Consider the following 24,157-nt stretch of genomic DNA (forward strand, 5'->3'; position numbering starts at 1 on the left):
TCATTCAGTTCACGCGACACGTCAGCCATCATGGGTTTGAGCAGTTCAGCGTGACGCATGGCTTCTTCGAACACCGGTTCGAACTGCACCGCGCCATCCTTCATGTAGGGCTTGAGCGCATCGCCGAACTGGAAGTCCTTGGAGCCGAGAAAGGTCACCAGCATGTGGTTGTACAGAGCCAGCAGTTCGCGCAGCTTGGCGGCGAAGCGGTCTGGATACTTCATGTCCTGAACGCGCAGCGCACGGCGAGCGATCTTGTCTTCGTACGCAGGGCCGATGCCGCGACCGGTCGTACCGATCTTTTCAACGCCGCCGCGTTCACGCGCTGCTTCACGCGCCACGTCGAGGGCTGCATGGAAAGGTAGGATCAGCGGGCAGGCTTCGCTCACGCGCAGACGGCCGCGCACTTCAACGCCTGCCTTTTCCAGACCTTCGATTTCTTCGAACAGCTTGGCAGCCGAGAGCACCACGCCATTGCCGATATAGCACTTGGCGCCAGCGCGCATGATGCCGCTCGGAATCAGGTGCAAAGCAGTCTTCACGCCGTTGATCACCAGCGTGTGGCCTGCGTTGTGGCCACCTTGGAAACGCACGACACCTTGCGCGCTTTCCGTCAACCAGTCGACCAGCTTGCCCTTGCCCTCATCACCCCACTGGGTGCCGACGACCACGACGTTACGACCCTTGCTTGTCTTCATTTCGAATCCGATCAAATACTAAAAAACCAAACGTCAGATAGCGCGCACGACCCAGCGGTCGGCTACCTGCACCAATTCGCGGTCACAGTGGAATTCATCCACTTCGCTCTCATGTCCCGGCAGGACGCAGACCACTGTCTCACCCTGCTGACGCAGGGCTGCAATGGCCAGCGCGACATCGCCATCGACACCCCAGGGCGCACGAATGGCAGCCTTGAGCGGCTTGGGAGCCACAGCGCTGACGAGTTGCTTGATGTCCAGACTGAAACCTGCTGCGGGACGGTTGCGACCAAACACCGCGCCGACTTCGTCGTAGCGACCGCCGCGCACCAGTGCATCGCTTGCACCCGGCACGTAGATCGCAAAGCGCGCGCCGCTGTAGTAGCTGTAACCACGGGCATGCGCCAGATCGAAAGTCACGCGGGCCGGGCTGATGCGCGCTGCCGTCGTGCGCAGGTCCTGAAGAACCGCCTTCACACCGGCAAAATGGCCCAGCGCCTTTTCGGCCTCGTCCAGCACCTTCACGTCGCCGTAAAGCTGCAGCAAAGTCTGGAGACCTTCACGGGATTGTTCGGGGAAGGACTTGGTCAGTTCCTTGAGCTCGCTGGCATCCTTGACGGCCAGTGCCGCATGGACATCGGCCAGCGTCGACAGACCCGCAGGCACACCCGCCAGCAGACTGCGCACGATGCGAACATCGGCCAAGTCCACGCTCGGGTTCTGCACTTCGGCCACGCGCAGGCATTCCAGCGCGAGCAACACGGATTCGATGTCGGCTTCGATACCCGCGTGACCGTAGATTTCCGCGCCGAACTGCAAAGGTTCGCGAGTGGCGTGGGGACGGTCCGGTAGCGCATGCAGCACGGGCCCGCAGTAGCACAGACGCGTGACGCCCTGACGGTTCAAAAGGTGAGCATCGATGCGGGCGACCTGCTGCGTGGTGTCGGCGCGCACGCCGAGCGAGCGACCCGAGAGCTGGTCGACGAGCTTGAACGTCTGCAAGTCCAGCGCCTCGCCCGTGCCCGTCAGCAACGATTCCAAATGCTCCAGCAACGGCGGCATTACCAGTTCATACCCGTAACTACGGGCTGTATCTAGCAATCCACGGCGAAGTTCTTCAATGCGCCGAGCCTCTGAGGGCAATACATCGGCGATGTGATCCGGCAGGACCCAAGCAGACATGAGAAATGGGGATGCTGTTAAAAGCGTGATTCTACCGGACTGCTTGAAATCAAGTAGCTCCGTACGGGTCTTCCACTACACAAGCAGCAGAATGATGACACCCGCGATGATGGCCAGAAGGCCCAGAAAGCGAATCTGTCCATCACGCAACTGCGCGATCGCCGCCATGGCACGACACCAGTTGAGCGGGGACATCAAAGGCAACAAGCCCTCGAGAATCAGCACCAGAGCGGTGGCTGTCCAGAGGGCTTGCAACCAATCCATGACAAAGGAAAGTACTCAGGAATGGAGCCGAGGCTCCATCACTTGCCGCTTCGAGCAGAGCCTGCAGGCGCGGTGAAGTTCTTGAAGAACTCGGAAGACGATGGATCAACCACCATCACGTCACCCTTCTTGCCGAAGCTCGCCTTGTAGGCATCGAGGCTGCGGTAGAACTGCGCGAACGAAGGATCGCGACCGAACGCTTCGGCGTAGACGCGAGCGGCCTGCGCATCGCCGTCACCCTTGAGCTTTTGCGCATCGCGGTACGCATTGGCGACGATCACGTCACGCTGCTTGTCGGCATCGGCGCGGATCTTTTCGGCTTCGGCAGCGCCTGTCGAGCGCAGCTCGTTGGCCACGCGCTGGCGTTCGGCTTCCATGCGACCGTAGACGGACGCAGTGATCGCTTCCACATAGTCAACGCGCGTGATGCGCACGTCCACGATGTCGATACCCCAGGGCTTGGAGCCGCGAACGGCTTCGAGCACTTCGCGCTTGACGTCGGCCATCAGCACTTCGCGCTTGGACGACAGCAGTTCGCGCACGGTGCGGCGGTTGACTTCTTCCTGAAAGGAGTTGCGCACCACGCGGTTGAGTTGCATTGCCCCAGCGGCTTCGTCCGGACCCACGTTGCGGATGTACGCAGATGGATCGGAGATGCGCCAGCGCACGTACCAGTCGATCACCACACGCTGCTTTTCGGCAGTGAGCATGGATTCGGTGTCGGTGCTGTCGAGTGTCAGCAGACGCTTGTCGATGTAGCGCACGTTCTGGAACGGCGGCGGCATCTTGAAGTTGAGACCCGGCTCGGTGATGACTTCCTTGATCTGACCCAAGGCATACACCACGCCGAACTGGCGTTGATCGACCACGAACAGCATGGAGCTGCCAAGTGCCAGGGCGATCAACAGAGAGGTGATCCAAAAACCAACTTTGTTCACGACTTCATCTCCCTCTTATCGCGCATCGCGCTCACGCGAACGATTGCTGTCGCGGGCACGTGGATCAACATTCGGCGCAGCGGCGCTGGTCGCAGCCGGTGCGGTTGCCGCAGCCGACGAATCGACTGCAGTGGTGGCAGCATTGTTCGATGCCTGCGAGACGGATTGCATGATCTTGTCCAGCGGCAGATACAGCAGGTTCGAGCCCTTGCTCGACTCGACCACTACCTTGGTGGCGTTGGAGTAGATCTGCTGCATCGTGTCGACATACATGCGATCACGCGTGACTTGCGGAGCCTTCTGGTACTCGGTCAGCACGGAGCTGAAACGTCCCGCATCACCCTGCGCGGTAGCCACGATCTTGGCGTTGTAAGCCTGCGCTTCTTCGGACAGACGCGAGGCGGAACCAGCCGCGCGCGGAATCACGTCGTTGGCATAGGCCTGCGCCAGATTCTGCAGACGCACGCGTTCTTGACCCGCCTTGAGCACATCGTCGAACGACGCCTGCACTTGCTCGGGAGGACGCACACCGCCCTGCTGCAGGTTGATGCCGACGATTTCGGCGCCGATCTTGTAGCGATCCAGAATGGTCTGCATCAGATCACGTACGCGCGGCGCAATCTGGTCGCGCTCGTCAGCCAGTGCCGAATCCATCTTCATCTTGCCGACCACTTCGCGCACCGCCGTCTCGGCCACTTGCACGATGGTGTTTTCAGGATCGCGGCTCTCGAACAACCACGCACGTGCGTCGCTCAGACGGTATTGCACGGCGAACTTGATTTCGACGATGTTCTCGTCTTCCGTCAGCATGGCCGACTCGCGCAGACCCGTGCTCTTGATGACGGCATCACGCCCCACATCGGCAGAGCGAATGCGAGTCACGTAGACCAGCTCATGCTTCTGGATGGGGTATGGCAGACGCCAGTTCAGACCCGCACCCACAGTCGACTTGTACTTGCCGAACTGGGTGATGACCGCTTGCTGACCTTCCTGCACGATGAACACGCCCGTGCCAAGCCAGATCACGGAAGCCACTGCAGCAATCACGCCGACGCCGATGCCAGCGCCCTTCATGCCGGGCTGGAAACCGCCGCCATTGCCGCCGTTGTTGTTGTTCGAGCCCTTGTTGCCACCACCGAACAGGCCCGAGAGTTTGCGATTCAGGTCTCGGAACATTTCATCCAGATCCGGTGGCTGGCCACCGCCACCACCATTGTTGTTGCCCTGGCCGCGCTGACGACCATCGGGAGGCTGTTGACCGTTGTTCTGCGGCGGACGTGGTTGCTGGTTGTTGTCCTGCTGCGGTGACGAGCCGCCGCCTTCGGACTTGTCGTCACCACGCCCCCAGCGAGGGTCATTCAGGTTGAACATCCCGCGTATGCGCTGGGGCAACGTGGCCCAACGAAATGCGATGTTGTCAGAGTTCATGCCAGGTTCTCTTGTTCTCTTAGACGCTTTGATAGGAAGGTATTGTGCCAATCAATGCTCTTCGGACTGAAATTCAGCAGCAGGCTCAGGGGACATCGACTGCCTGCGCGCGGCCAAAGCAGCCTGAACCAGCTCCTCACGCAGCGCCGCCAGGCCCTCGCCCTTTTGCGCACTCAGGAAGACGCGCGGCATGCGGCGGCCTTCGAGTTCGTACTCGTCACGCATCTGGCTGGGCACTTGCTCGGGCGGGATCGCATCGAGCTTGTTGAACACCAGCACCTGCGGAATGTCCTCCGCACCGATTTCGGCCAGCACGCGCTGCACCTGCTCGATCTGCTCGGGAAAATGCGGGTTCGACGCATCGACCACATGCAGCAGCAGATCGGCCTCGACCGCTTCCTGCAAGGTGGCCTGGAAGGCATCGACCAATCCGTGAGGCAAATCGCGGATGAATCCGACGGTGTCTGAGATGGAAATCGATCCGACCTCGTCGCCCAGATACATCTGGCGCGTGGTCGTGTCCAGCGTCGCGAACAACTGGTCGGCCGCATAGGCGCGCGCCTTGACCAGCGCATTGAACAGCGTGGACTTGCCCGCGTTGGTGTAGCCGACCAAGGACGTGCTGAACACCTCGCGGCGTTCGCGCTGGCGGCGTTGCGTGTTGCGCTGCTTCTTGACCTTGACCAGCCGATCCTTGGTGCGCTTGATCGCATCGTTGATCATCCGGCGATCCAGCTCGATCTGCGTTTCACCCGGACCACCGCGCGCACCGATACCGCCGCGCTGACGCTCCAAGTGAGACCAGCGGCGCACGAGTCGGGTGGCGATGTATTGCAGGCGCGCCAGCTCGATCTGCAACTTGCCTTCATGGCTGCGTGCACGCTGGGCGAAGATTTCGAGAATCAGCAGCGTCCGGTCGTTGACCGGCAAGCCGAGCGCGCGCTCGAGATTGCGCTGCTGAGCAGGGCTCAGCGCCTGATCGAACAGGATTTCCTTGGCGCCATAGGTCTGGGCCAGCAGGCGAATTTCTTCGGCCTTGCCCGAACCCACGAAAAGCGCCGCATCGGGCGCCTTGCGCTTGCAGGTCAGGCGGGCGACCGGTTTCAGGCCCGCAGTTTCGGCCAGAAGGCCGAGTTCTTCGAGCTCCCCATCGAAATGGGGTGCTCCAAAATCGACCCCGACCAGGATGACCGGGGCATTGCCTTGCACAGGGACTTCTTCTTCAACGCTCAAAGTCTAGAGCCTTCTATAGAAACTCACGACCCGACGGTCGAAGAGTGACCGCCATGCAGATGGCGGCTTTACTGGTTGGTTTCAGCGTCAGCGTTGTCGGCTGTGGAGAAATTCACAGCGCGGCCCGGGACGATGGTGGAAATGGCGTGCTTGTAGACCATCTGAGTCACTGTGTTGCGCAGCAGCACGACATATTGGTCGAATGACTCGATCTGGCCTTGCAGCTTGATACCGTTGACCAGATAGATCGAAACGGGCACATGCTCGCGACGCAGTGCATTCAGAAAGGGATCTTGCAGAAGTTGGCCTTTATTGCTCACGATATTCTCCGTGTTCTCAGAGCGTTGTTGTAAACCGACACCTTACCACAGCGCCCCAGCCCCACACTAGGCAAGGGCTTGAACGGTTGTTGTTTTGGTGCTAGTGCCTCAAAAATTTATTTATCGGCGTAGGGATTATGTGAGGTCTTCATCTCGATTCGCAAGGGGGTGCCCACGAGATTGAATTCCTTGCGGAAACGTGTTTCGAGAAAGCGCTTGTACGCATCCGTCACGTGTTCGAGCGAATTGCCGTGGATCACGATCACTGGCGGATTCATGCCACCCTGGTGGGCGTAACGCATCTTCGGGCGATACATGCCGGACTTCTTCGGCGTCTGGAACTGCACGGCTTCGAGCAGCAGGCGCGTGAGCACCGGCGTCGGCATCTTGCAGGTCGCCGCCTTGTAGGCTTGCAGAATCGAAGTCCACAGCGGGCCGATGCCCTGACGCTTGATCGCCGAAATGAAGTGCATCGGCGCGAACTTCAGGAACGACAGGCGCGTCTCGATGGAGCGCTCCAGCAACTGGCGCTGGTAGTCATCCACCGCATCCCACTTGTTCACCGCGATCACGACCGAACGGCCGCTTTCCAGAATGTAGCCCGCGATGTGCGCGTCCTGATCGGTCACGCCCTGCGTGGCGTCGAGCAGCAGCAGCACGACGTGGGCATCTTCAATGGCTTGCAGCGTCTTGACCACCGAGAACTTCTCGATCGCCTCGAACACCTTGCCCTTGCGGCGCAGACCGGCCGTGTCGATCAGCTCGAAGCGTTGACCCAGGCGCTCGAAAGGCACCGAGATCGCATCGCGCGTCGTGCCGGGCATGTCGAACGCAACAAGGCGCTCTTCACCCAGCCAGGTGTTGATCAACGTGGACTTGCCCACATTCGGGCGACCGGCGACCGCCAGGCGAATGACACCCTTGTCAGCATCATCGGCGTCCTCATCGGGATCCGGCAGATTGAGTTGCCCGAGTGCGTGCTCGACCAACGGACGAACGCCCTGCCCGTGCGCTGCAGAAATCGGATAGACCTCGCCCAGACCGAGTTCATAGAACTCGGCCATGTGCATGGTGTCCTTCATGCCTTCCGCCTTGTTGCCCACCAGCAGCGCTGGCTTGCCGAGGCGGCGCAGGTATTTGGCGATCTCGTGGTCCTGAGCCGAAAGGCCGGCGCGCACGTCGACCACAAAAATGACGACATCGGCCTCGGCAACCGCTTGCTGCGTCTGCTTGGCCATTTCGCGGAAGATGCCCGAGGAGGCATCTGGCTCGAAGCCGCCGGTGTCGATCACGATGTACTCGTACTTGCCCTGGCGGCCATTTCCGTAATGCCGGTCACGCGTCAATCCCGCAAAGTCGGCAACGATGGCGTCGCGCGACTTCGTCATTCGATTGAACAAGGTGGACTTGCCCACATTGGGGCGTCCGACCAAAGCTATAACTGGCTTCATGTTGTGTTTTGATTATTGCGGCCTGAAGCCGTAGATTCCACCGTCGCGGGTGACCACGACGAGCGTGTCAGCCGCAGCCACAGGGGCAGTGGCGACACCGGATTTGTCCGTCGACAGACGGTTGAGCGGAGCGGCATCTTCGCGCGAGAGCATGTGCACATCGCCGTTGGACTCGCCGATCACCACGGAGCGGCCGAGCACCAGCGGTGCCGTCAGATTGCGGTAACGCAGGCGGTTGCTGCTCCAGACCTTGGCGCCATCGGCACGCTTCCATGCGATGACCGTGCCGTTGCTTTCAACGCCGTAGATCGCATTGTCGTCACCATCGATGCCCTCGTTGCCAGCCGCAGTCTGCGACCAGACCACGCCACCGCGTTCGACATCGACGCAACCCACGGATGTCTGGAAGGCGCGCGCGCAGATGTTGTCGCCGATGCGGCTGGTGCGACCGGCGATTTCCACCAGACGCTCGACATCGTTCGTGCCGCGCGGGCTCGCCAAAGGCGCTTCCCAGCGGATCGAGCCGTTGTCGGGATTGAAGCCCACAAGGCGACCACCCAGACCCGTGACCAGCGTGTTGCCCATGGCCATCAGCACGCCCTGCTGACGCAGAACCAGTGCCTCGCCCGGACGTTGCTGCACCCACAGACGCTGGCCGGAGGCCGCGTCGTAGGCGTAGACCGAGCGGTCAGCCGCCAGCACGAAAATGCGGTTGCCAGCCACCAGCGGTGCCGTGAAGACCTGAATCGGAAGCTGCTTGCGCCACAGTTGCTTGCCACCTTCGACGGCGATCAACTCGTTGCTCTTGCTGACCACCGCGCTCCAGCGACCATCGCTGCCCACGCCTGCAGACAGCGGTGTCGCCAGACTCACGCGCCATGCGACTGCGCCCGTGCGGGCGTTGAGCGCCAGCACTTCGCCCGCGTCGGACGCCACGGTGACCGTATCGCCGTTGACGCGCGGCTCCAGCACAATGCCTTCGACCTTGCCCATGCTGGCCTTCCAGGCCTGCGAGACCGGGAGCACCGGCACGTTCGGGCCAAGCTCCATCGGCTTCGGGGCAGACTTGCTGCTGAACAGCGAACAGCCACTCAGCGCCAAAGCGCTCGCCAATACGCCTGCCGTGAAGACACCGCGCGACTTGCTAGAGAACCTCATTTTCACTGACTACTCCCCGTTGTTTGAGCCGCGGCGACCTGCACCTTCGCGCCCAGCGAATTGAGCTTGGCTTCGATCACGCGGCGATAGCTGGAGCGTGAGTCGAGTTTGGCATGCGCCTCTTGATATGCCGCAACGGCCGCCTTGGCATCGCCGCTCAGCGCCAGCACATCGCCCTTGCGATCGGCAAAAGAGGCGGCGAATTCAGGTGGCACATTGCCCTCGAGCTGCTTGAGCGCTTCAGGATACGCCTTCTGCTCGATCAGCAACGACGCCAGACGCAGGCGCCCCAGCGACTTCTGACCGTCGAACTTGGCATCCTTGGCCACCCATTCGAGCACCGCCTTGGCACCATCCAGATTGTTCGCATCCATCATCACCTTGGCAGCAGCCAGACCGGCTTGTCCCGCCTGAGCCGTGCCGGGATAGCGGGCCTTCATGTCGTCGAAGGCGCGCTGCACGCGCTGTGCGTCGTTGGCTGCCGCAGCCGAGTCCACTTCGTCGAACAGGATGGCGGCCTGCATGCCCTGGCGGTTCTGCCAGTAGTTGTAGCCGTTGTACGCGGCAAAGCCGCCACATACCACCACCACCGCGGCCGTGATCAGCGTGCCCCACTGTTTCCAGAAGTGCTTGAGCTGGTCGATCTGTTCCTGTTCTTCGAGGTCAAAATGATTGGCCATGATGATGTGTTCCGCTGCTTGTGTGACTGCTTCTGATACTACTTAACCGAGACGGCTCAACCGGCGACCCGGAGCGTTGCCGCCCACTGGTCGATCGACGCGAGCTGCTGCTCCACCTGCTGGCCGTCGCCATCGCGCAGTGACTTGACGGTCACCGCGCCGCGCGCCATTTCGTCCGCGCCGAAGATCAGGCCAAAGCGAGCACCGCTGGCGTCGGCCTTCTTGAACTGCGACTTCATGCTGCCCATGCCCTCGCCTGCCGTGGTGGGAGTATGCATCTGCACACTCACGCCAGCCACGCGCAGCGTCTGCAGCGCAGCCATCACGGTTGGCAAAGTGCCCGCGTCGGGAACGATGGCATAGGCATCCGGCACCAGATCGGGAGTCGACTGTTCCTGCTCCTTGAGCAGCTCCAGCACACGCTCCACACCCAGCGCCCAACCAACGGCAGGAGCGGGCTTGCCGCCGACCTGCTCGATCAGGTAGTCGTAGCGACCGCCGCCGCAGATCGTGCCCTGCGAGCCGAGCTGTGTCGTGACGAACTCGAACACCGTGAGGTTGTAGTAGTCCATACCGCGCACCAGACGCGTGTTCAGGGTCCACTTCACGCCGTTGGCGTCCAGAATGGCCTTCACCGCGTCGAAATGCTTGAGCGAGGCTTCGCCGAGGAAATCGAACAGGCGCGGCGCGGCGTTCACCAGATCCTGCATGGCAGGATTCTTGGTGTCCAGAATGCGCAGCGGGTTGCTGTACAGGCGGCGACGCGCGTCTTCATCGAGCTGGTCGACGTTCTTTTCGAGGTATTCGATCAGCGCCGCGCGATGCGCCTTGCGCTCTTCGGGCTGGCCAAGACTGTTGAGCTGCAGCTCGACGTTCTGCAGACCGATTTCCTGCCACAGGCTGTGGGCCAGCAGAATCAGCTCGGCATCGACTTCCGCACCGGGAAAGCCCAGCGCCTCGGCACCGATCTGATGGAACTGGCGATAGCGGCCACGCTGCGGCTTCTCGCGGCGGAACATCGGGCCCATATAGTACAGGCGCTTGCCGCCTTCATAGAGCATGTTGTGCTCGACCACGGCGCGCACCAGACCTGCAGTGCCTTCGGGGCGCAGCGTCAGGTGCTCGGCCTGCCCATGCTTGTCGGCACGGTCTTCAAAGGAGTACATCTCCTTTTCGACGATATCGGTCACCTCGCCGAGGCCGCGCACAAACAGCGCCGTCGACTCCACGATGGGCAGGCGCGTATTGCGGTACGCAAAGCGTGCCATCAGGTTGCGAACCTTGTCTTCCAGCCACTCCCACTTTGCGGATTCGGAAGGGAGAATGTCGTTCATTCCCTTGATGGCCACCAATTTCTGAGTCTTGCTCAACTGAAATACCTTTTGTTGTCTGCAGCGCGTTCGAAAGGATGCCGCGCCTTGTTCATTCTGCGGAAAGATGGGATTTTCGCCTGAATGCGAAAGGGCACCCCAAAAGCAGTGCCCGATCCCGTCAATCAAATGCTTTCTTTACACGACTCAGGCGGTCTGATCCCCACCGAAGCGCTTCGCAATATAGCTTTCCACCACTTGCTGGAATTCGTTGGCAATGCCCTCGCCGCGCAGGGTCATCGCCTTTTCGCCGTCGATGAACACCGGAGCGGCAGGTGCCTCGCCCGTGCCCGGCAGGCTGATGCCGATGTCGGCATGCTTGCTCTCGCCGGGGCCGTTGACGATGCAGCCCATGACGGCCACTTTCATCTTTTCCACGCCCGGATAGCGGCCACGCCAGACCGGCATCTGCAGACGCAGGAAATCGTCGATCTGCTTGGCCAGCACCTGAAACGTCGTGCTGGTCGTGCGACCGCAGCCGGGGCACGCCGTGACGCTGGGCACGAACATGCGCAAACCCAGCGATTGCAGAATTTCGGAAGCAACCACCACTTCTTGCGTGCGTGCCTCGCCCGGTTGGGGAGTCAGCGAAACACGGATCGTGTCGCCAATGCCTTCCTGCAGCAGCACCGACAGCGCAGCCGTCGAAGCGACGATGCCCTTGGTGCCCATGCCGGCTTCGGTCAGGCCCAGATGCAGCGCATAGTCGCAACGTTGCGAGAGCGCGCGGTAGACCGCGATCAGGTCCTGCACGCCGCTGACCTTGCACGACAGAATGATCTGGTTGCCGTTCAGGCCCATTTCCTCGGCGCGCTTGGCGGAGTCGACGGCTGAAGTGATCAGCGCCTCGTACATCACCTGCTTGGCCTCCCAAGGCTTGGCGCGGAGGCTGTTCTCGTCCATCAGGCTGGCGAGCAGTTCCTGATCCAGACTGCCCCAGTTCACGCCGATGCGCACGGCCTTGTCGTATTGAATGGCGGCTTCGATCATCTGACCGAACTGCTTGTCGCGCTTGTCGCCCTTGCCCACGTTGCCGGGGTTGATGCGGTACTTGGACAGCGCCTTGGCGCAGTCCGGGTATTCGGTGAGCAAGCGGTGGCCGTTGTAGTGGAAGTCACCCACCAGCGGCACGTTCTCGCCCATGCGGTCGAGCTGCTCGCGGATGTAGGGCACGGCCGCAGCCGCTTCCGGCGTGTTGACGGTGATGCGCACCATCTCGGAGCCCGCACGCGCGAGTTCCTTGACCTGGATGGCGGTACCCACCGCGTCCACGGTGTCGGTGTTGGTCATGGACTGCACGCGCACCGGCGCGTCGCCACCCACGGTGACCACGCGGTCACCCCACACCACCCTGGCCTGCCGCGAACGGCGAGCCGCAGGGGCCGACATCGCTACAGGTTGATCCGAAGAGGACATTTTTACTTCACCTCAAATCGCGCGACGGCGCCGCGCGGGTAATTGCTCATCGACATGGGCTGGCCACGCACGATGACATCGGTGGAATCGGGACGACCCACGGTCACATTGAACGGCGGCGCACCGGTGGCGACGACGGTCTCGCCGGTCTTCAGTTCGCGCTGCAGCACCACGCCATTGACGGCGCTGACGATCTTGATCCACGAAGCTTCGCGGGCCCTGATCTCCAGAACATTGGAAGGATCACCAGGCACGGCAGCCGAAGCTGGCATCGCCGCCGCAACCGCAGCGCTGGCAACCGCCGCAGGAGCACTGGCCGCAGCCTGAGCGACAGGAGTCACTGCGGCTGACGTTGCAGCAGGCGCTGTAGTTGCAGCATTGGCAACCGCTTCGCTGGCCACTGGCTCCACAGTGGCAACAGCCTCACGCGGCTCGCCCGTTGCAGCGCCGCCGGAGGCATCCGGTGCGACGGTGCCAGTCTGGCTGTCGGATACGGAAGACGCATCCTTGTGCGGGAAGAACGCCACGGCCAGCGCGCCGACCAGCAGCACGACTACGGCAGCACCCACCCAGCGCGACTTGTTCGGGCGCTCCAGCGAGCTTTCCACCTTGAAGCGGCCCGTCGGGTCCTTGAACGAAGCATTCAGGCCGCTCGTCACATTGAGCGTCTGCGGCCCTCCCGATGGCAACAGGGCCAGAACGGGAGCGGACTCGATCTTCAATGTGCGGCACACACTGGCAGCCAGCGCGCGCATGAACACGTTGTCGGGAAACTCGTCAAAGCGCCCGGTCTCGAGCGCATCGATCTTGCTGACCGGCACCTTGAGCGCCACGGCCAGCGCGGCAATGTGCACGCCCGCTGCTTCTCGCGCCTGGCGCAGGATTTCTCCCGCCGAGGCACCCGCGAACTGGGCTTGGTTCATTTCTTCATCAGGCACTGCGGCACCCATGCCCTGCTGCTCACTCATTGAAAGCACCTCTCTCGTAGGCCAGCATTTGTTTGGAATCCGGGAAACGTTTGCGCAGTTGGTCGGCCAGTTGGCGCACGGCCACCGGATCGCTCAGCCCGCGCTCGATCTTGATACCCAGCCACAGAGATTCTGCGGTGGAGAAATTTCCGTTGTTCACGCGGCGCACATAGAACTGCGCACGCTTGAGATCGCCCTTGTCGAACTTCAGCTTGGCGACCTCGTAACCCAGAATCGGGTTGCCCGCGTCGAGCTCGTAGGCGCGCGTCAGGATCGGTTCGGCCTGATCGGGCTTGCCCGCACGCACCAGACACACACCCTTGGACATCTGCGTCTTGTTGCGATCCAGATAGGTCGGAATGGCCAGCGCCTGATCGAACAGGGCTTCGGCCTTGGCGTATTGCTGCTTCTGGCACTGCAGCCAACCCAGGTTGTGCAGGATGTCGGGATCGTTGGAACGCAGGCTCAGCGCGCGGTTGAGGCTTTCTTCGGCGGCGTTCAGATCGTTCATCTGCATGAAAATCAGACCGCGCAAGTGGTAGGCATCCACAAACGAGGAATCGAGACTGATCGCCTGACGCACTTCGTCGAGCGCCACGGTCGGCTGACCACGCTGCAGGTAGTTGGCAGCCAACTCCAGACGGATGCGGGCACGGCGGCGCACATCGGTATCGGGCGCAGCGGTCATCTGGCTGCTATCGGCCTCGGTCGTGGAAGTGGTGCTCACGCAGCCGCTGAGGCCCATCGTGGCGACCAGCACCGTAGCTGCAGTACATCCCACCAGCCCAGCCCGTCGCCAACCAAAGCCCCATCCATTCATACCGATCCCCTTGAATTGTTCATGCCTCAGGACAGACCTCAGGAGATCTGTTTGAGTTCGATGGTGCGGAGCTTCGCCATGCGTTGCTCCACCTTCGTGCGGTCCCGCACATCGCCCGCCAGTTGACCGCAGGCGGCATCGATGTCGTCACCACGGGTCTTGCGCACGGTGGTAACGATACCCGCATCGGACAACATTTTTGCAAACATCGTCACTTGAGCGTTGCTGGAGCGCTTGAGCCCGGATGCCGGGAATGGGTTGAAGGGTATCAGGTTGAACTTGCAGGAGACATTGTCTACCCCCTGACCGCGCACCAGATCTATGAGCTGGCGCGCATGTTCGGGTTGATCGTTGACGCCGTCGAGCATGCAGTACTCGAACGTGATGAAGTCACGCGGCGCGTGTTCGAGGTAACGGTTGCAGGTCTGCAACAGCTCCTTGAGCGGATATTTGCGGTTCAGCGGCACGAGGTTGTCGCGCAGCTCGTCATTGGGCGCATGCAGCGACACGGCCAGTGCCACGGGGCAGTCCAGCGCCAGCTTGTCCATGAAGGGCACAACACCCGACGTGGAGACGGTCACGCGGCGGCGCGACAGGCCGTAGCCGTGATCGTCGAGCATGGTGCGCAGCGCAGGCACCAGCGCCGAGTAGTTCTGCAGCGGCTCGCCCATGCCCATCATCACCACGTTGGAGATGACGCGTTCATCGGTATTGAAGCGCTTGCGCAGGAAATGCTCGGCGTACCAGAGCTGGGCGATGATTTCGCCGGTCGTCAGATTGCGGCTGAAGCCCTGATGCCCCGTCGAGCAAAAGCGGCAACCGACCGCGCAACCGGCCTGCGAGGAGACACACAGCGTGCCACGGTCATCCTCGGGAATGAAAACGGTTTCGACCGCATTGCCATCACCCACGTCGAACAGCCACTTGATCGTGCCGTCGGTGGAGATGTGTTCGGTCACCACGGGCAAAGCCGTGACATGCGCGATGCCGCGCAGTTTTTCACGCAGCGACTTGGCCAGATCGCTCATCTGGTCGAAATCGCTCGCACCACGCTGGTGAATCCAGCGAAACAGCTGCGTGGCGCGGAAACGCTTCTCCCCCAAACCTTCGCAAAATGCGGTGAGGCCGTTCAAGTCAAAGTCAAGAAGATTCGTGGTCATAACGCAAACCAGTCCATGTCCACGCGGGAGAGAAGTGTTTCAAAAATTCAGATTGCACGGAAGTGGGACTGACCCGATCCCGTGCAGTTCCCGAATCAACGAGCGTAGATGTTCATGCCCGGGAAGAAGAAAGCCACTTCCACGGCAGCAGTTTCAGCGGCGTCGGAGCCGTGAACAGCGTTGGCGTCGATGCTGTCAGCGAAGTCAGCGCGGATCGTGCCGGGCGCTGCCTTCTTGGGGTCGGTGGCGCCCATCAGTTCGCGGTTCTTCAGGATGGCGTTTTCGCCTTCCAGAGCCTGGATCATCACAGGACCGGAGATCATGAAGTCCACCAGATCCTTGAAGAAAGGACGTTCCTTGTGAACACCGTAGAACTGTTCAGCTTCCAGACGCGACAGGTGAGCCATGCGAGCAGCCACGACCTTCAGGCCGGCAGCTTCGAAGCGTGCGTAGATTTGACCGATCACGTTCTTCGCAACTGCGTCGGGCTTGATGATGGAGAGGGTACGTTCGATAGCCATTTGATGGTTTCCTGTTGATGTATGGACTTTTTTTGCCTGAAGAGCAAAACCGGGTATTTTAGCTTTTCGCCAAAACCTTGGCGAAGGCCTTTTCGTCACGGGTGAAATGTGACAGCCCCAAAGAGGCACAAAAGGACGCGAAATCTTCGCGTCCCTTCATTTCACCGTCATGAAAACTTAACGATCGCGACGGCGCGGACCGTTGTTGCGCTGCTGCTGGCGTTGGCGCGAGAAGCTGTCGCTGCCGATGTAGCCCACGGAGGTCTTCATCGGATCAGGCTGCGAAGAACCGCCGCCGGAATTGCCGCCACGACCGCGATTGTTCTGGTTGTTGCGACCACCACCGCCGCCAGCCGAGCGCTCCTGACCGCCACCGTAGCCGCCTTGACCGCCACCCTGACCGCCATAGCCACCGCCTTGATCACGCGGGCCGCCACGCTGGCCGTCGCCGCCCTGATTCTGGCGATTGCCGCCACGGCCGCCATTGCCCAACGGGCTGCGCAGCCCCCCGGTACGGCGGTTGTTGTTGCCACCACGACCTTGGCCTTGCCCCTGAGCACCGCCGCGCGAGTCGGCATTGCCGCCGGAGCGGGTTTCCAACACTTCGCCCGCACCGGCTGCAGCCACCAGCGCACGGATGTCGCGCTCGTCGAGTTCCATCCAGGCTCCGCGCTTGAGGCCGCGCGGCAGCATCATCGCGCCGTAGCGGATGCGGATCAGGCGGCTCACCGCATGGCCCACCGATTCCATCATGCGACGCACTTCGCGGTTGCGGCCTTCGGAGATGGTGACGCGATACCACTGGTTCGCACCCTCACCACCGCCATCTTCGATGGAGCCGAACGAGGCCACGCCGTCTTCGAGTTGCACGCCTTCGAGCAGACGCGCCTTTTCGTCGTTGCTCAGAGCACCCAGCACGCGCACGGCGTATTCGCGCTCCAGACCGAAACGGGGGTGCATCAGCTTGTTGGCCAGATCGCCGGAACTGGTGAACAGCAGCAGACCTTCGGTATTCAGATCGAGACGACCCACCGACTGCCACTTGCCCTGCACCAGACGCGGCAGCTTGCGGAACACCGTCGGGCGGTTCTGCGGATCGTCATGCGTGACCACTTCACCCACAGGCTTGTGATAGGCCAGCACGCGCACCGGAGGCGGCGCGATGCGGTAGCGGATCGGCTTGCCGTTGATCTTGATCTGGTCGCCGAACTGCACGCGCTGCCCGATGTGGGCCGGCTCGTTGTTCACCGAAATGCGGCCTTCAAGGATCAGTTGCTCCATCTCCAGGCGCGAGCCCAGACCGACCTGCGCCAGCACCTTGTGGAGCTTGGGCGTTTCGGCCTGCGGCGGCAGAACGCGCTTGGTCGGGACGACGGCTTCGTCTTCCTCGTCACGGTCGAGTTGACCGGAGATCACGTCGGCGAATTTGTAGCCTTCGTCTGCACCACCAGCGACTTGCTGTGGGCGGCGACCATCGCGGCGATCGCCGTTGCGGCCTTCGCCACGGTTGTCGTTGCGCTGACGACCGCGGTCGTTGTTGTTGCGCTGGTTGCGATTGCCACGCTCACCACGCTCGCCGTCACGCGGCTGCGCTTGCTGCGACTCCTGATCCTCAGCAGCTTGCGCGGATGCAACTTCTGCCACGACGGCAGGAGATGCTGCTTCTGGTTGAGGCTCGGCCTTTTCGACCACGGCCTCAGCGACTGCCGCAACGGGCTCGGGATCTGCTTGAATTTCGGCAGGCACTTCGGCCGATGCTTCCACCTCGGCGTCTGCCTTGGTCTTGCGCGGAGCACGCTTGCGCTTGGGCTTTTCGGCTGGCTCGGCGGTTTCAGCGGTTTCGGAAACAGCCTCGGTTGGAGCGGCGGCGGCTTCGGTTGCGTCTGCTGCCACCTTGGTCGTGCGGCGACGGCGCGGCTTTTTCTCTTCCGGCGCAGCGGTCGGCGCGGGATTCTGCTCGTCGGCAGATTGTTCTGTTGAATCGTTCATATCTTCTTTTCCGCGTCGTCGTCATCGTCGCCTGAGTGGGGAGGCATTGGTTGCTCCTCTCCGGCCGGTTCCTGCGCAACGCTTTCGCCCGAAGGCGGTTGTGTTGAGGGTACTTGCGTATCCGTCGTCGTATCTACGTTGTCTTCATCCGCAACAGCCGCTGCGGGTTCCGCTTCGGCTGGTGCTTCCTGTGTATCGTTGTCGTTGCTGTCGTCCTGCGCCAAAGTCGGCTCTGGCGCGGCCCCGGCCATTTCTGTACTTGCTTCCGCGCCTGCTTCTTCGCCCTCTTCGCTTTCACTCGATTCCTGCTCTGCGGCAGACTCGGCCACGTCGCCCAACGCCTTTTCATCGATTCCAGAATCGGCAAACTCCAGCGGCAATTCGCCTTCCGGAGTAGCGGGGACCACTTCCGTCGCAGATTCAGCACCGCCGACCCCTGCCTCAAGCAGATCGCCTTGCAGCGCATCGGCCTGAGCCTCGCCGCCGAGCGCATCGAGCATGGCCTTCTGCGTAGCGGTGTCTTCGAGCACCGGAAGCTGGTCCAGCGATTGCAGCCCGAGGTCATCCAGAAACTGCCGTGTCGTGGCGAACAGCGAGGGACGGCCCACTGTTTCACGATGACCGATCACCTCCACCCAGCCGCGGTCTTCAAGCTGCTTGATGATGAGACTGTTCACCGTCACGCCGCGAATGTCTTCGATGTCGCCGCGCGTCACCGGTTGGCGGTAGGCGATGATTGCCAGCGTTTCCAGCGTCGCACGCGTGTAACGCGGCGGCTTCTCGGGATGCAGCCGGTCGAGAAACTCGCGCATCTCGGGTCGGCTCTGAAAGCGCCAGCCAGTGGCCACCGGCACCAGTTCCACGCCGCGCTGCGCCCAGTCGAGCTGCAGATCGGTCAGCAGACTCTTGATGGTATCGGCGCCCAGAGCATCGTCAAACAACACGCGCAGTTCGCGCACGGTCACGGGCTGTTGCGCGCAGATCAACGCGGTTTCAAGGACCCGTTTGGCATCCAGCGTATTCATGGTTCCGCAGTTCCGGGAAAGGAGCAGCGCCACAGAATCAGGCAGCGGCTCGACAAGAGAGAGAACGCATGCGGCGCTCATCTGCCGCGATAGAAAGACTTTCGCTGGAATCCCGGGAGCGAATCCATCAACCGGGTGTCGTCAGCATGTCCGCATTGTAACGCAGCCCCCACAAATCAAGCGCGCCACGCATGTCTTGCGGGAGATCGGCGTAAAAAACCAACTCTTTGCCCGTCACCGGATGCGCAAACGCCAGCCGAAAAGCATGCAGCGCCTGCCTGTGCATCGCCCCCACGGACGAGCCACCATACAGCGTATCCGCCAGCAGCGGGTGATGCACCGAAGCCATGTGCACACGGATCTGGTGCGTGCGTCCGGTGTGCAGCGTGCAGCGCACGAGGCAGCCCTCGTCCACGCTGTCCAGTGCCGAAATGTCGGTCTGCGCGGTCTTGCCGGGGTTGCGGTCCAGCTCGACCACGGCCATGCGCAGGCGATTGCGCGGATCACGACCGATGGGCACATTCACATGGCGCTCGCGGGCACCCACCCACGGGCGATGCGCGATCGCCAGATACTGACGGCTCACTTCGCGCGCGGCGATCATCCGCACCAGCGCATCCATGGTCTGGCGCGAACGCGCGACCACCATCAGGCCGCTGGTGTCCTTGTCGAGACGGTGCACGATGCCCGCACGCGGCAAGGCTCGCGCCTGTTCGTCTCGGCCCAGCAAGGCGTTGAGCAGCGTGCCGCTCCAGTTGCCTGCCGCCGGATGCACGACCAGCCCCGCCGGCTTGTTCACCACCAGCAGATGCTCGTCCTCGTAGACCACGTCGATGGGCAGATTCTCGGCCTTGAAGGCCTGGCTCTGCTGCGTGGGGCGCATTTCCACACGCAGTTTATCGCCCGCGGCCACCTTGGCGGCTGGCTTGGCGGCCTGCTTGCCGTTGAGCTCGACCGCGCCTGCCGCCTGCAACTGCTGCAGATAGCTGCGCGAGAATTCGGGCACGCAATCAGCCAGCACCTTGTCCAGACGGACCTGATGCTGCTCTCTGGAAACGACAAACTCACGGACTTCGGCGGGCTCATCACCCACCGTGTTGTCCGGCTCGTTGTCGTCATCGGATTCCTGCAAAACAATCGGGCTGGCGTTTGCGGCCAGCCCGTTGATTGCGTCTTCAGTGTTGCCGCCCGGCTGCGCAACCGGGGTTACTGCAGCGGCGGGCTTCTTCTTGCTTGCCAAGATGTGTCTTGTCTGCGAATCAGCGCGAAGGCAGGTAGCGCGACGGGTCGACCGGCTTGCCCTGACGACGGATCTCGAAGTGCAGCTTCACGCGGTCGGTGTCGGTCGAGCCCATCTCGGCGATCTTCTGGCCCTTGCGCACGTTCTGGTCTTCCTTGACCAGCAGCGTCTGGTTGTGCGCGTAGGCCGTGAGGAAGGTGTTGTTGTGCTTCAGGATGATCAGGTTGCCGTAGCCACGCAGACCCGCGCCTGCATAGACCACGCGACCATCTGCTGCCGCGAGAACGGGATCACCGGCCTTGCCACTGATGTCGTAGCCCTTGTTGCGTGCTTCATCAAAGCCAGCGATCAGGCTGCCGCTGGCCGGCCACATGAAGTTGAGGTCGTCACCACCAGCCGAAGGTGCTGGGGAAGGAGCAGGAGCAGGAGCTGCCGGAGCAGGCGCAGCCGTTGCCGAAGAAGCGGCAGCCGATGCAGCGGAAGCCGGTGGCTTCGGTGCCGCCGGAGCCGCACCCACAGGACGGGTCTCGGTCGCAGCCGTGGTGGTCGAAGGATTCTGTCCTGGCGGCACGACGCGCAGCACCTGGCCCACCTCGATCACATTGGCGTTCTCAAGATTGCTCCAGCGTGCGATGTCCTTCCAGCTCTGGCCGTATTCCAGACCGATGCGGATCAGCGTGTCGCCGGGCTTGACGGTGTAATAACCCGGCTTGCCCATGTTTTCATAACCGGGCAAGGTCTTGGGATCGACGGCAGGTGTGCCGGTCTGGCCGGAAGACGACGGGCCGTTGCCCACCGAGCTGCCGCGGTCTTCGACGGGAGCCCTGTTCACCGAGGTGCTTGTGCAACCGACCATCAGCATGGTGGCCGATGTGGCGCAAGCCCAAGCTACAAGACTACGCGATAAATTCATAACTACATTCCTTCAGGCGACCCCTGATTTTAGGGGCACGAAATTCACGGCCTCCAGAACGGTCTGCTTGAGACCCGCGGTGGTCTTGTCCACCACGAGAAGTATCTGCTTACCATCCGGGCCAGCCATGGGGGCCACCAGACGGCCACCCACGGCAAGTTGATCACACCATTGTTCAGGCAATTGTTCACCACCGGCAGCCGAGATGATGGCTGCGTAGGGCGCCCCTTTGGGGTAGCCCAGCATGCCGTCACCCAGAATCAGATGCACATTGGTGAGTCTGAGCGGGCGCAGGTTGTCACGAGCCTTTTCGTGCAACGCACGAAGTCGCTCAATGGTATACACCTCTTTGGCAATGCGCCCCAGAACTGCGGCCTGATAACCGCAGCCGGTACCGATTTCGAGTATCCGGCCCAGACCCTCGGTCTTGGCCACTGGCGCACCCAACAGCAACTCCGCCATGCGCGCGACGATACTCGGTTTTGAGATGGTTTGCCCCAGACCAATCGGTAAACTTGTATCTTCATATGCCTGATTGACCAAAGCACTGTCAACAAATCTGTGCCGCTCGATGGCACCCATGGCCGCGAGCACCGAAGCCGAGCCAATCCCCGAGTCGGCCAAGCGGCGCACCATGCGCTCGCGCACGGTCGATGAATCCAGCCCCACGCCCGCAGGCGCAGGAGCGACACGCGGCACCGCGCGCACCGGGTTGCTCATCGACGGCTTGGGAGCTCCGGGGCCAGAGCTGGCACTGGGCAGGCGGGCGGGAAAGCCCGGTCGGCGCTGGTTCATGCAGCCTCCTTGCCGGTCTGCTGCAGCGTCTGCCCCCAATAACCAACGCGTTCGTGATCGGTCAGATCGACCTTCAACGGCGTCATCGAGACATGACCGTGCGAGGTGGCGTGGAAATCCGTGCCCTCTGCCTCATCGAAAGCCGCACCGGCGCTGCCGATCCAGTACATGGTGTCGCCGCGCGGGCTCTGCTGCTCGATCACCTTCTCCGCCGCATGGCGACGCCCCAGACGACACACGTGCATCGGCTTGAGCGCCTCGAAGGGCATGTTGGGAATATTCACATTGAGAAGCCATGGCACGCCGCCGAAGTGCTTGGCCGCTTCCAGTTGCTGCACGAACTCGCGCGCCTTGGCGGCGGCGGCATCCAGCTCGCCCCAGCCCTTGTCCACTTGAGAGAACGCAATCGCGGGAATGCCGAACAGATAGCCTTCCATCGCCGCACCCACGGTGCCCGAATAGACCGTGTCGTCACCCATGTTCGCGCCGTTGTTGATGCCAGCGACGACCAGGTCGGGCTTGTAGCCAAGCAGCCCGGTCAGCGCGATATGCACGCAATCCGCAGGCGTGCCGTTCACATAGCGAAAGCCGTTGGCCGCCTTGTGCACATACAGCGGCGAATGCAAGGTCAGCGCGTTCGACTTGGCGCTGTTGTTGTGTTCGGGAGCGACAACCTCCACATCGGCAATGGACTTGAGGGCGTCATGGAGGGCCACAATGCCCGGCGCCTGATAGCCGTCGTCGTTGGAAATGAGAATCTTCATGGTCTCAACTGCTGAATACCGGATTGTAGGTTGGGTAAAGCGTGAACCCACCATTGTGGGGTGTGTTCGTGAAAGAACACTGGTCGTTTGCCCCTCTTGCGGGGGTGAATCGTAGCCAAAAATTCAAGAGGCGATTCGCGGTATCGTCAGTGTCCCACGAGCCATCCACTCCACCAAAAAATGCCGATGCCCCACTCCCGCCGCCAATGGCTGCTGCGCGCCGCTCAGCTTTCCGCCATGTCCACACTGCCGCGCTGGGCATGGTCGCAGAACGCCAAGCTGCAACACAACCCGTTCAGCCTGGGCATCGCGAGCGGCGATCCGTCACCCGATGGCTTTGTGCTCTGGACCCGGCTGATGCCCATGGCCGCCCCGCCGTCCGGCACGGCGCTGCCGCCAGAAATGCTCAACGCCGTCGGTCCACAAACCGTGCGCTGGGAGGTCGCCCGCGACGACCAGTTCAAGCAGATCGTCGCGCGCGGAACCGCCGAAGCCGACCCGAGCTTTGCCCACAGCGTGCACGTGGAAGTGCGCGGCCTGCCATCTGGCCACTGGTTCTTCTACCGCTTCATGCATGGCGACGCGGTCAGCACCGTGGGTCGCACCCGCACCGCACCCGCCGCGCACGACATGCCGGAGCGACTGCGTGTCATCTACGCATCGTGCCAGCGTTGGGAGCATGGTTTCTACTCCGCCTGGCGACACGCTGCCACCCAGTCGCCCGATCTGGTGATGTTCCTCGGCGACTACATGTACGAGTACGCATCCCCCGCCAAGCCCGAGGGCATGGCGCGCGTGCACAAGCTGCACCTGCCGCACACCCTCGCCGACTACCGCGACCGATATGCGCTGCACAAGAGCGACCCGGACCTGCAACTGGCCCACACCGTCGCGCCATGGATCGTCACCTGGGACGACCACGAAGTGCAGAACGACTATGTGGGCAGTTGGGGCAAAGGCGGCACGACCGCCGAGTTTCTGCTCGCGCGCACTGCCGCCTGGCAGGCGTTCTACGAGCACATGCCGCTGCGCGCCTCCACGCTTGTCGCCAACGATGGCTTTCACAGCCTGCAGCTCTACCGCCGCTTTCAATGGGGACAGCTCGCCAACATCCACCTGCTCGACGCCCGCCAGTACCGCGACCGTCAGGCCTGCCGCAAGGTCGATGCCGGAGCCAATCCCGCACGCTCCGACAAATGCGAAGAATTGCTCGATCCGGCACGCAGCTTTCTCGGACTCGATCAAGAACGCTGGCTGGAAAAAGGTCTGCGCGCCGACGCACAAAGCCGCCACCCGCGCTGGAGCGTCATCGCGCAGCAAACACTGTTCACCCCGCGCACCTATCCATCGGGCACGCAATCCACCGACAGCTGGGACGGCTACCCACCCGCCCGCGACCGCCTGATCCGCGCCATCGACGCCCGCCCGCCACGCAACACGGTCTTCATCGGTGGAGATATCCACCAGAACTACGTCTGCAACGTCGAAGCCGTCAACGCCCGCGAACGCGACGGCAAGAAATCCCGCGTGATCGCCAGCGAGTTCTGCGGCACATCGATCAGCTCACGCTCCGGCACCACGCAGGACAAAGTCGACGCGATTCGCAACGGCAATCCGCAGGTGCTTTTTGCCCGCTGCGAAGAACGCGGCTATGGCCTGTGCGACATCACCCCACGCCAGTGGAACACCACGTTGAACGCCGTGGCCGACCCGCTCGATGCGAACAGCAGGATGCGCGAGTTGGCAAAGTTTGTGGTGGAAGACGGACGCGCGGGCGTGCAACTGGCATGACAAGGCTTGACAACCCAGCGCACTGATTTCACG

Annotated in this window: 23 protein-coding genes (1 of these 23 only partly in view); 1 reads left to right on the forward strand and 22 read right to left on the reverse strand. The window is 62.1% G+C overall.

The window, feature by feature from the left end:
• The 22 genes from G7048_RS04480 to surE form a co-directional block, all read right to left on the reverse strand.
• Window positions 1-698, reverse strand: partial view of an adenylosuccinate synthase gene (locus G7048_RS04480; protein WP_166066987.1) — the 5' portion only. Its footprint begins 679 nt before the window's first position; 698 of the gene's 1,377 nt are visible here — the first part of the coding sequence; the start codon lies at window positions 696-698; the stop codon falls past the left edge of the window.
• A 33-nt stretch (window positions 699-731) separates the two neighbouring features.
• Complete coding sequence (locus tag G7048_RS04485) at window positions 732-1,880, reverse strand: ATP phosphoribosyltransferase regulatory subunit (RefSeq protein WP_166066988.1); 1,149 nt, start codon at window positions 1,878-1,880, stop codon at window positions 732-734.
• 75 nt (window positions 1,881-1,955) lie between these two features.
• Window positions 1,956-2,144 (reverse strand): DUF2065 domain-containing protein, encoded by a 189-nt coding sequence (locus tag G7048_RS04490; RefSeq protein WP_166066989.1) that lies wholly within the window; start codon window positions 2,142-2,144, stop codon window positions 1,956-1,958.
• A 38-nt stretch (window positions 2,145-2,182) separates the two neighbouring features.
• Entirely contained in the window at window positions 2,183-3,082 is a 900-nt protein-coding gene (gene hflC / locus G7048_RS04495) for a protease modulator HflC (RefSeq protein ID WP_166066990.1), read from the reverse strand.
• Between the two features lie 15 nt (window positions 3,083-3,097).
• Window positions 3,098-4,510 (reverse strand): FtsH protease activity modulator HflK, encoded by a 1,413-nt coding sequence (gene hflK, locus G7048_RS04500; RefSeq protein ID WP_166066991.1) that lies wholly within the window; start codon window positions 4,508-4,510, stop codon window positions 3,098-3,100.
• 51 nt (window positions 4,511-4,561) lie between these two features.
• The gene (gene hflX, locus G7048_RS04505; RefSeq protein WP_166066992.1) at window positions 4,562-5,719 is read right to left on the reverse strand and encodes a GTPase HflX; all 1,158 of its coding nucleotides are present in this window, start codon (window positions 5,717-5,719) and stop codon (window positions 4,562-4,564) included.
• 92 nt (window positions 5,720-5,811) lie between these two features.
• Complete coding sequence (gene hfq / locus G7048_RS04510) at window positions 5,812-6,063, reverse strand: RNA chaperone Hfq (RefSeq protein WP_166066993.1); 252 nt, start codon at window positions 6,061-6,063, stop codon at window positions 5,812-5,814.
• Window positions 6,064-6,179: 116 nt separating this feature from the next.
• Window positions 6,180-7,514, reverse strand: a complete 1,335-nt coding sequence (der, locus tag G7048_RS04515; RefSeq protein WP_166066994.1) for a ribosome biogenesis GTPase Der — start codon at window positions 7,512-7,514, stop codon at window positions 6,180-6,182.
• A 12-nt stretch (window positions 7,515-7,526) separates the two neighbouring features.
• The gene (bamB, locus tag G7048_RS04520; RefSeq protein ID WP_166066995.1) at window positions 7,527-8,672 is read right to left on the reverse strand and encodes an outer membrane protein assembly factor BamB; all 1,146 of its coding nucleotides are present in this window, start codon (window positions 8,670-8,672) and stop codon (window positions 7,527-7,529) included.
• 2 nt (window positions 8,673-8,674) lie between these two features.
• Window positions 8,675-9,352: a tetratricopeptide repeat protein gene (locus G7048_RS04525; RefSeq protein ID WP_166066996.1), complete on the reverse strand. Its 678-nt coding sequence runs from the start codon at window positions 9,350-9,352 to the stop codon at window positions 8,675-8,677.
• A 56-nt stretch (window positions 9,353-9,408) separates the two neighbouring features.
• Window positions 9,409-10,686 carry a histidine--tRNA ligase gene (gene hisS, locus G7048_RS04530; RefSeq protein ID WP_240933165.1) on the reverse strand — a complete coding sequence of 426 codons (1,278 nt, stop codon included), beginning with the start codon at window positions 10,684-10,686 and terminating at the stop codon, window positions 9,409-9,411.
• Between the two features lie 183 nt (window positions 10,687-10,869).
• On the reverse strand, window positions 10,870-12,138 hold the full coding sequence (gene ispG / locus G7048_RS04535; protein WP_166066998.1) for a flavodoxin-dependent (E)-4-hydroxy-3-methylbut-2-enyl-diphosphate synthase: 1,269 nt from the start codon (window positions 12,136-12,138) through the stop codon (window positions 10,870-10,872).
• Between the two features lie 2 nt (window positions 12,139-12,140).
• Complete coding sequence (locus G7048_RS04540) at window positions 12,141-13,106, reverse strand: helix-turn-helix domain-containing protein (RefSeq protein WP_240933166.1); 966 nt, start codon at window positions 13,104-13,106, stop codon at window positions 12,141-12,143.
• A complete protein-coding gene (pilW, locus tag G7048_RS04545) occupies window positions 13,099-13,926 on the reverse strand; it encodes a type IV pilus biogenesis/stability protein PilW (RefSeq protein WP_166066999.1) in 828 nt (275 codons plus the stop codon). Before pilW ends, G7048_RS04540 begins: the two co-directional genes overlap by 8 nt.
• A 38-nt stretch (window positions 13,927-13,964) precedes the next feature.
• Window positions 13,965-15,086, reverse strand: a complete 1,122-nt coding sequence (rlmN, locus tag G7048_RS04550; RefSeq protein WP_166067000.1) for a 23S rRNA (adenine(2503)-C(2))-methyltransferase RlmN — start codon at window positions 15,084-15,086, stop codon at window positions 13,965-13,967.
• A 95-nt stretch (window positions 15,087-15,181) separates the two neighbouring features.
• Window positions 15,182-15,607, reverse strand: coding sequence for a nucleoside-diphosphate kinase (gene ndk, locus G7048_RS04555; protein ID WP_166067001.1), 426 nt, complete (start codon window positions 15,605-15,607; stop codon window positions 15,182-15,184).
• A 177-nt stretch (window positions 15,608-15,784) separates the two neighbouring features.
• Window positions 15,785-17,596 carry a pseudouridine synthase gene (locus tag G7048_RS04560; RefSeq protein WP_166067002.1) on the reverse strand — a complete coding sequence of 604 codons (1,812 nt, stop codon included), beginning with the start codon at window positions 17,594-17,596 and terminating at the stop codon, window positions 15,785-15,787.
• Window positions 17,593-18,621 carry an SMC-Scp complex subunit ScpB gene (gene scpB / locus G7048_RS04565; protein ID WP_166067003.1) on the reverse strand — a complete coding sequence of 343 codons (1,029 nt, stop codon included), beginning with the start codon at window positions 18,619-18,621 and terminating at the stop codon, window positions 17,593-17,595. The genes G7048_RS04560 and scpB overlap by 4 nt, the downstream gene beginning before the upstream one ends.
• A gap of 127 nt (window positions 18,622-18,748) precedes the next feature.
• Complete coding sequence (locus tag G7048_RS04570; RefSeq protein WP_240933287.1) at window positions 18,749-19,753, reverse strand: RluA family pseudouridine synthase; 1,005 nt, start codon at window positions 19,751-19,753, stop codon at window positions 18,749-18,751.
• Window positions 19,754-19,880: 127 nt separating this feature from the next.
• Window positions 19,881-20,774, reverse strand: a complete 894-nt coding sequence (locus G7048_RS04575; protein WP_166067004.1) for a peptidoglycan DD-metalloendopeptidase family protein — start codon at window positions 20,772-20,774, stop codon at window positions 19,881-19,883.
• Window positions 20,775-20,786: 12 nt separating this feature from the next.
• A complete protein-coding gene (locus tag G7048_RS04580) occupies window positions 20,787-21,569 on the reverse strand; it encodes a protein-L-isoaspartate(D-aspartate) O-methyltransferase (RefSeq protein WP_166067005.1) in 783 nt (260 codons plus the stop codon).
• The gene (gene surE / locus G7048_RS04585; RefSeq protein ID WP_166067006.1) at window positions 21,566-22,333 is read right to left on the reverse strand and encodes a 5'/3'-nucleotidase SurE; all 768 of its coding nucleotides are present in this window, start codon (window positions 22,331-22,333) and stop codon (window positions 21,566-21,568) included. The genes G7048_RS04580 and surE overlap by 4 nt, the downstream gene beginning before the upstream one ends.
• Window positions 22,334-22,519: 186 nt before the next feature.
• On the opposite strand from surE, the gene G7048_RS04590 reads away from it, so the two are divergent.
• Window positions 22,520-24,124 (forward strand): alkaline phosphatase, encoded by a 1,605-nt coding sequence (locus G7048_RS04590; RefSeq protein ID WP_240933167.1) that lies wholly within the window; start codon window positions 22,520-22,522, stop codon window positions 24,122-24,124.
• Window positions 24,125-24,157 lie beyond the last annotated feature (33 nt).

It is taken from the genome of Diaphorobacter sp. HDW4B (genome assembly GCF_011305535.1).
GTDB lineage: Bacteria > Pseudomonadota > Gammaproteobacteria > Burkholderiales > Burkholderiaceae_C > Diaphorobacter_A.

Coding starts and splice junctions, on each gene's coding strand:
- G7048_RS04485 (WP_166066988.1), bottom strand. CDS start 1,880: ATGTCTGCTTGGGTCCTGCCGGATCACATCGCCGATGTATTGCCCTCA.
- G7048_RS04490 (WP_166066989.1), bottom strand. CDS start 2,144: ATGGATTGGTTGCAAGCCCTCTGGACAGCCACCGCTCTGGTGCTGATT.
- hflK (WP_166066991.1), bottom strand. CDS start 4,510: ATGAACTCTGACAACATCGCATTTCGTTGGGCCACGTTGCCCCAGCGC.
- der (WP_166066994.1), bottom strand. CDS start 7,514: ATGAAGCCAGTTATAGCTTTGGTCGGACGCCCCAATGTGGGCAAGTCC.
- bamB (WP_166066995.1), bottom strand. CDS start 8,672: ATGAGGTTCTCTAGCAAGTCGCGCGGTGTCTTCACGGCAGGCGTATTG.
- G7048_RS04525 (WP_166066996.1), bottom strand. CDS start 9,352: ATGGCCAATCATTTTGACCTCGAAGAACAGGAACAGATCGACCAGCTC.
- hisS (WP_240933165.1), bottom strand. CDS start 10,686: ATGAACGACATTCTCCCTTCCGAATCCGCAAAGTGGGAGTGGCTGGAA.
- ispG (WP_166066998.1), bottom strand. CDS start 12,138: ATGTCCTCTTCGGATCAACCTGTAGCGATGTCGGCCCCTGCGGCTCGC.
- G7048_RS04540 (WP_240933166.1), bottom strand. CDS start 13,106: ATGAGTGAGCAGCAGGGCATGGGTGCCGCAGTGCCTGATGAAGAAATG.
- pilW (WP_166066999.1), bottom strand. CDS start 13,926: ATGAATGGATGGGGCTTTGGTTGGCGACGGGCTGGGCTGGTGGGATGT.
- rlmN (WP_166067000.1), bottom strand. CDS start 15,086: ATGACCACGAATCTTCTTGACTTTGACTTGAACGGCCTCACCGCATTT.
- ndk (WP_166067001.1), bottom strand. CDS start 15,607: ATGGCTATCGAACGTACCCTCTCCATCATCAAGCCCGACGCAGTTGCG.
- G7048_RS04560 (WP_166067002.1), bottom strand. CDS start 17,596: ATGAACGATTCAACAGAACAATCTGCCGACGAGCAGAATCCCGCGCCG.
- scpB (WP_166067003.1), bottom strand. CDS start 18,621: ATGAATACGCTGGATGCCAAACGGGTCCTTGAAACCGCGTTGATCTGC.
- G7048_RS04575 (WP_166067004.1), bottom strand. CDS start 20,774: ATGAATTTATCGCGTAGTCTTGTAGCTTGGGCTTGCGCCACATCGGCC.
- G7048_RS04580 (WP_166067005.1), bottom strand. CDS start 21,569: ATGAACCAGCGCCGACCGGGCTTTCCCGCCCGCCTGCCCAGTGCCAGC.
- surE (WP_166067006.1), bottom strand. CDS start 22,333: ATGAAGATTCTCATTTCCAACGACGACGGCTATCAGGCGCCGGGCATT.
- G7048_RS04590 (WP_240933167.1), top strand. CDS start 22,520: ATGCCCCACTCCCGCCGCCAATGGCTGCTGCGCGCCGCTCAGCTTTCC.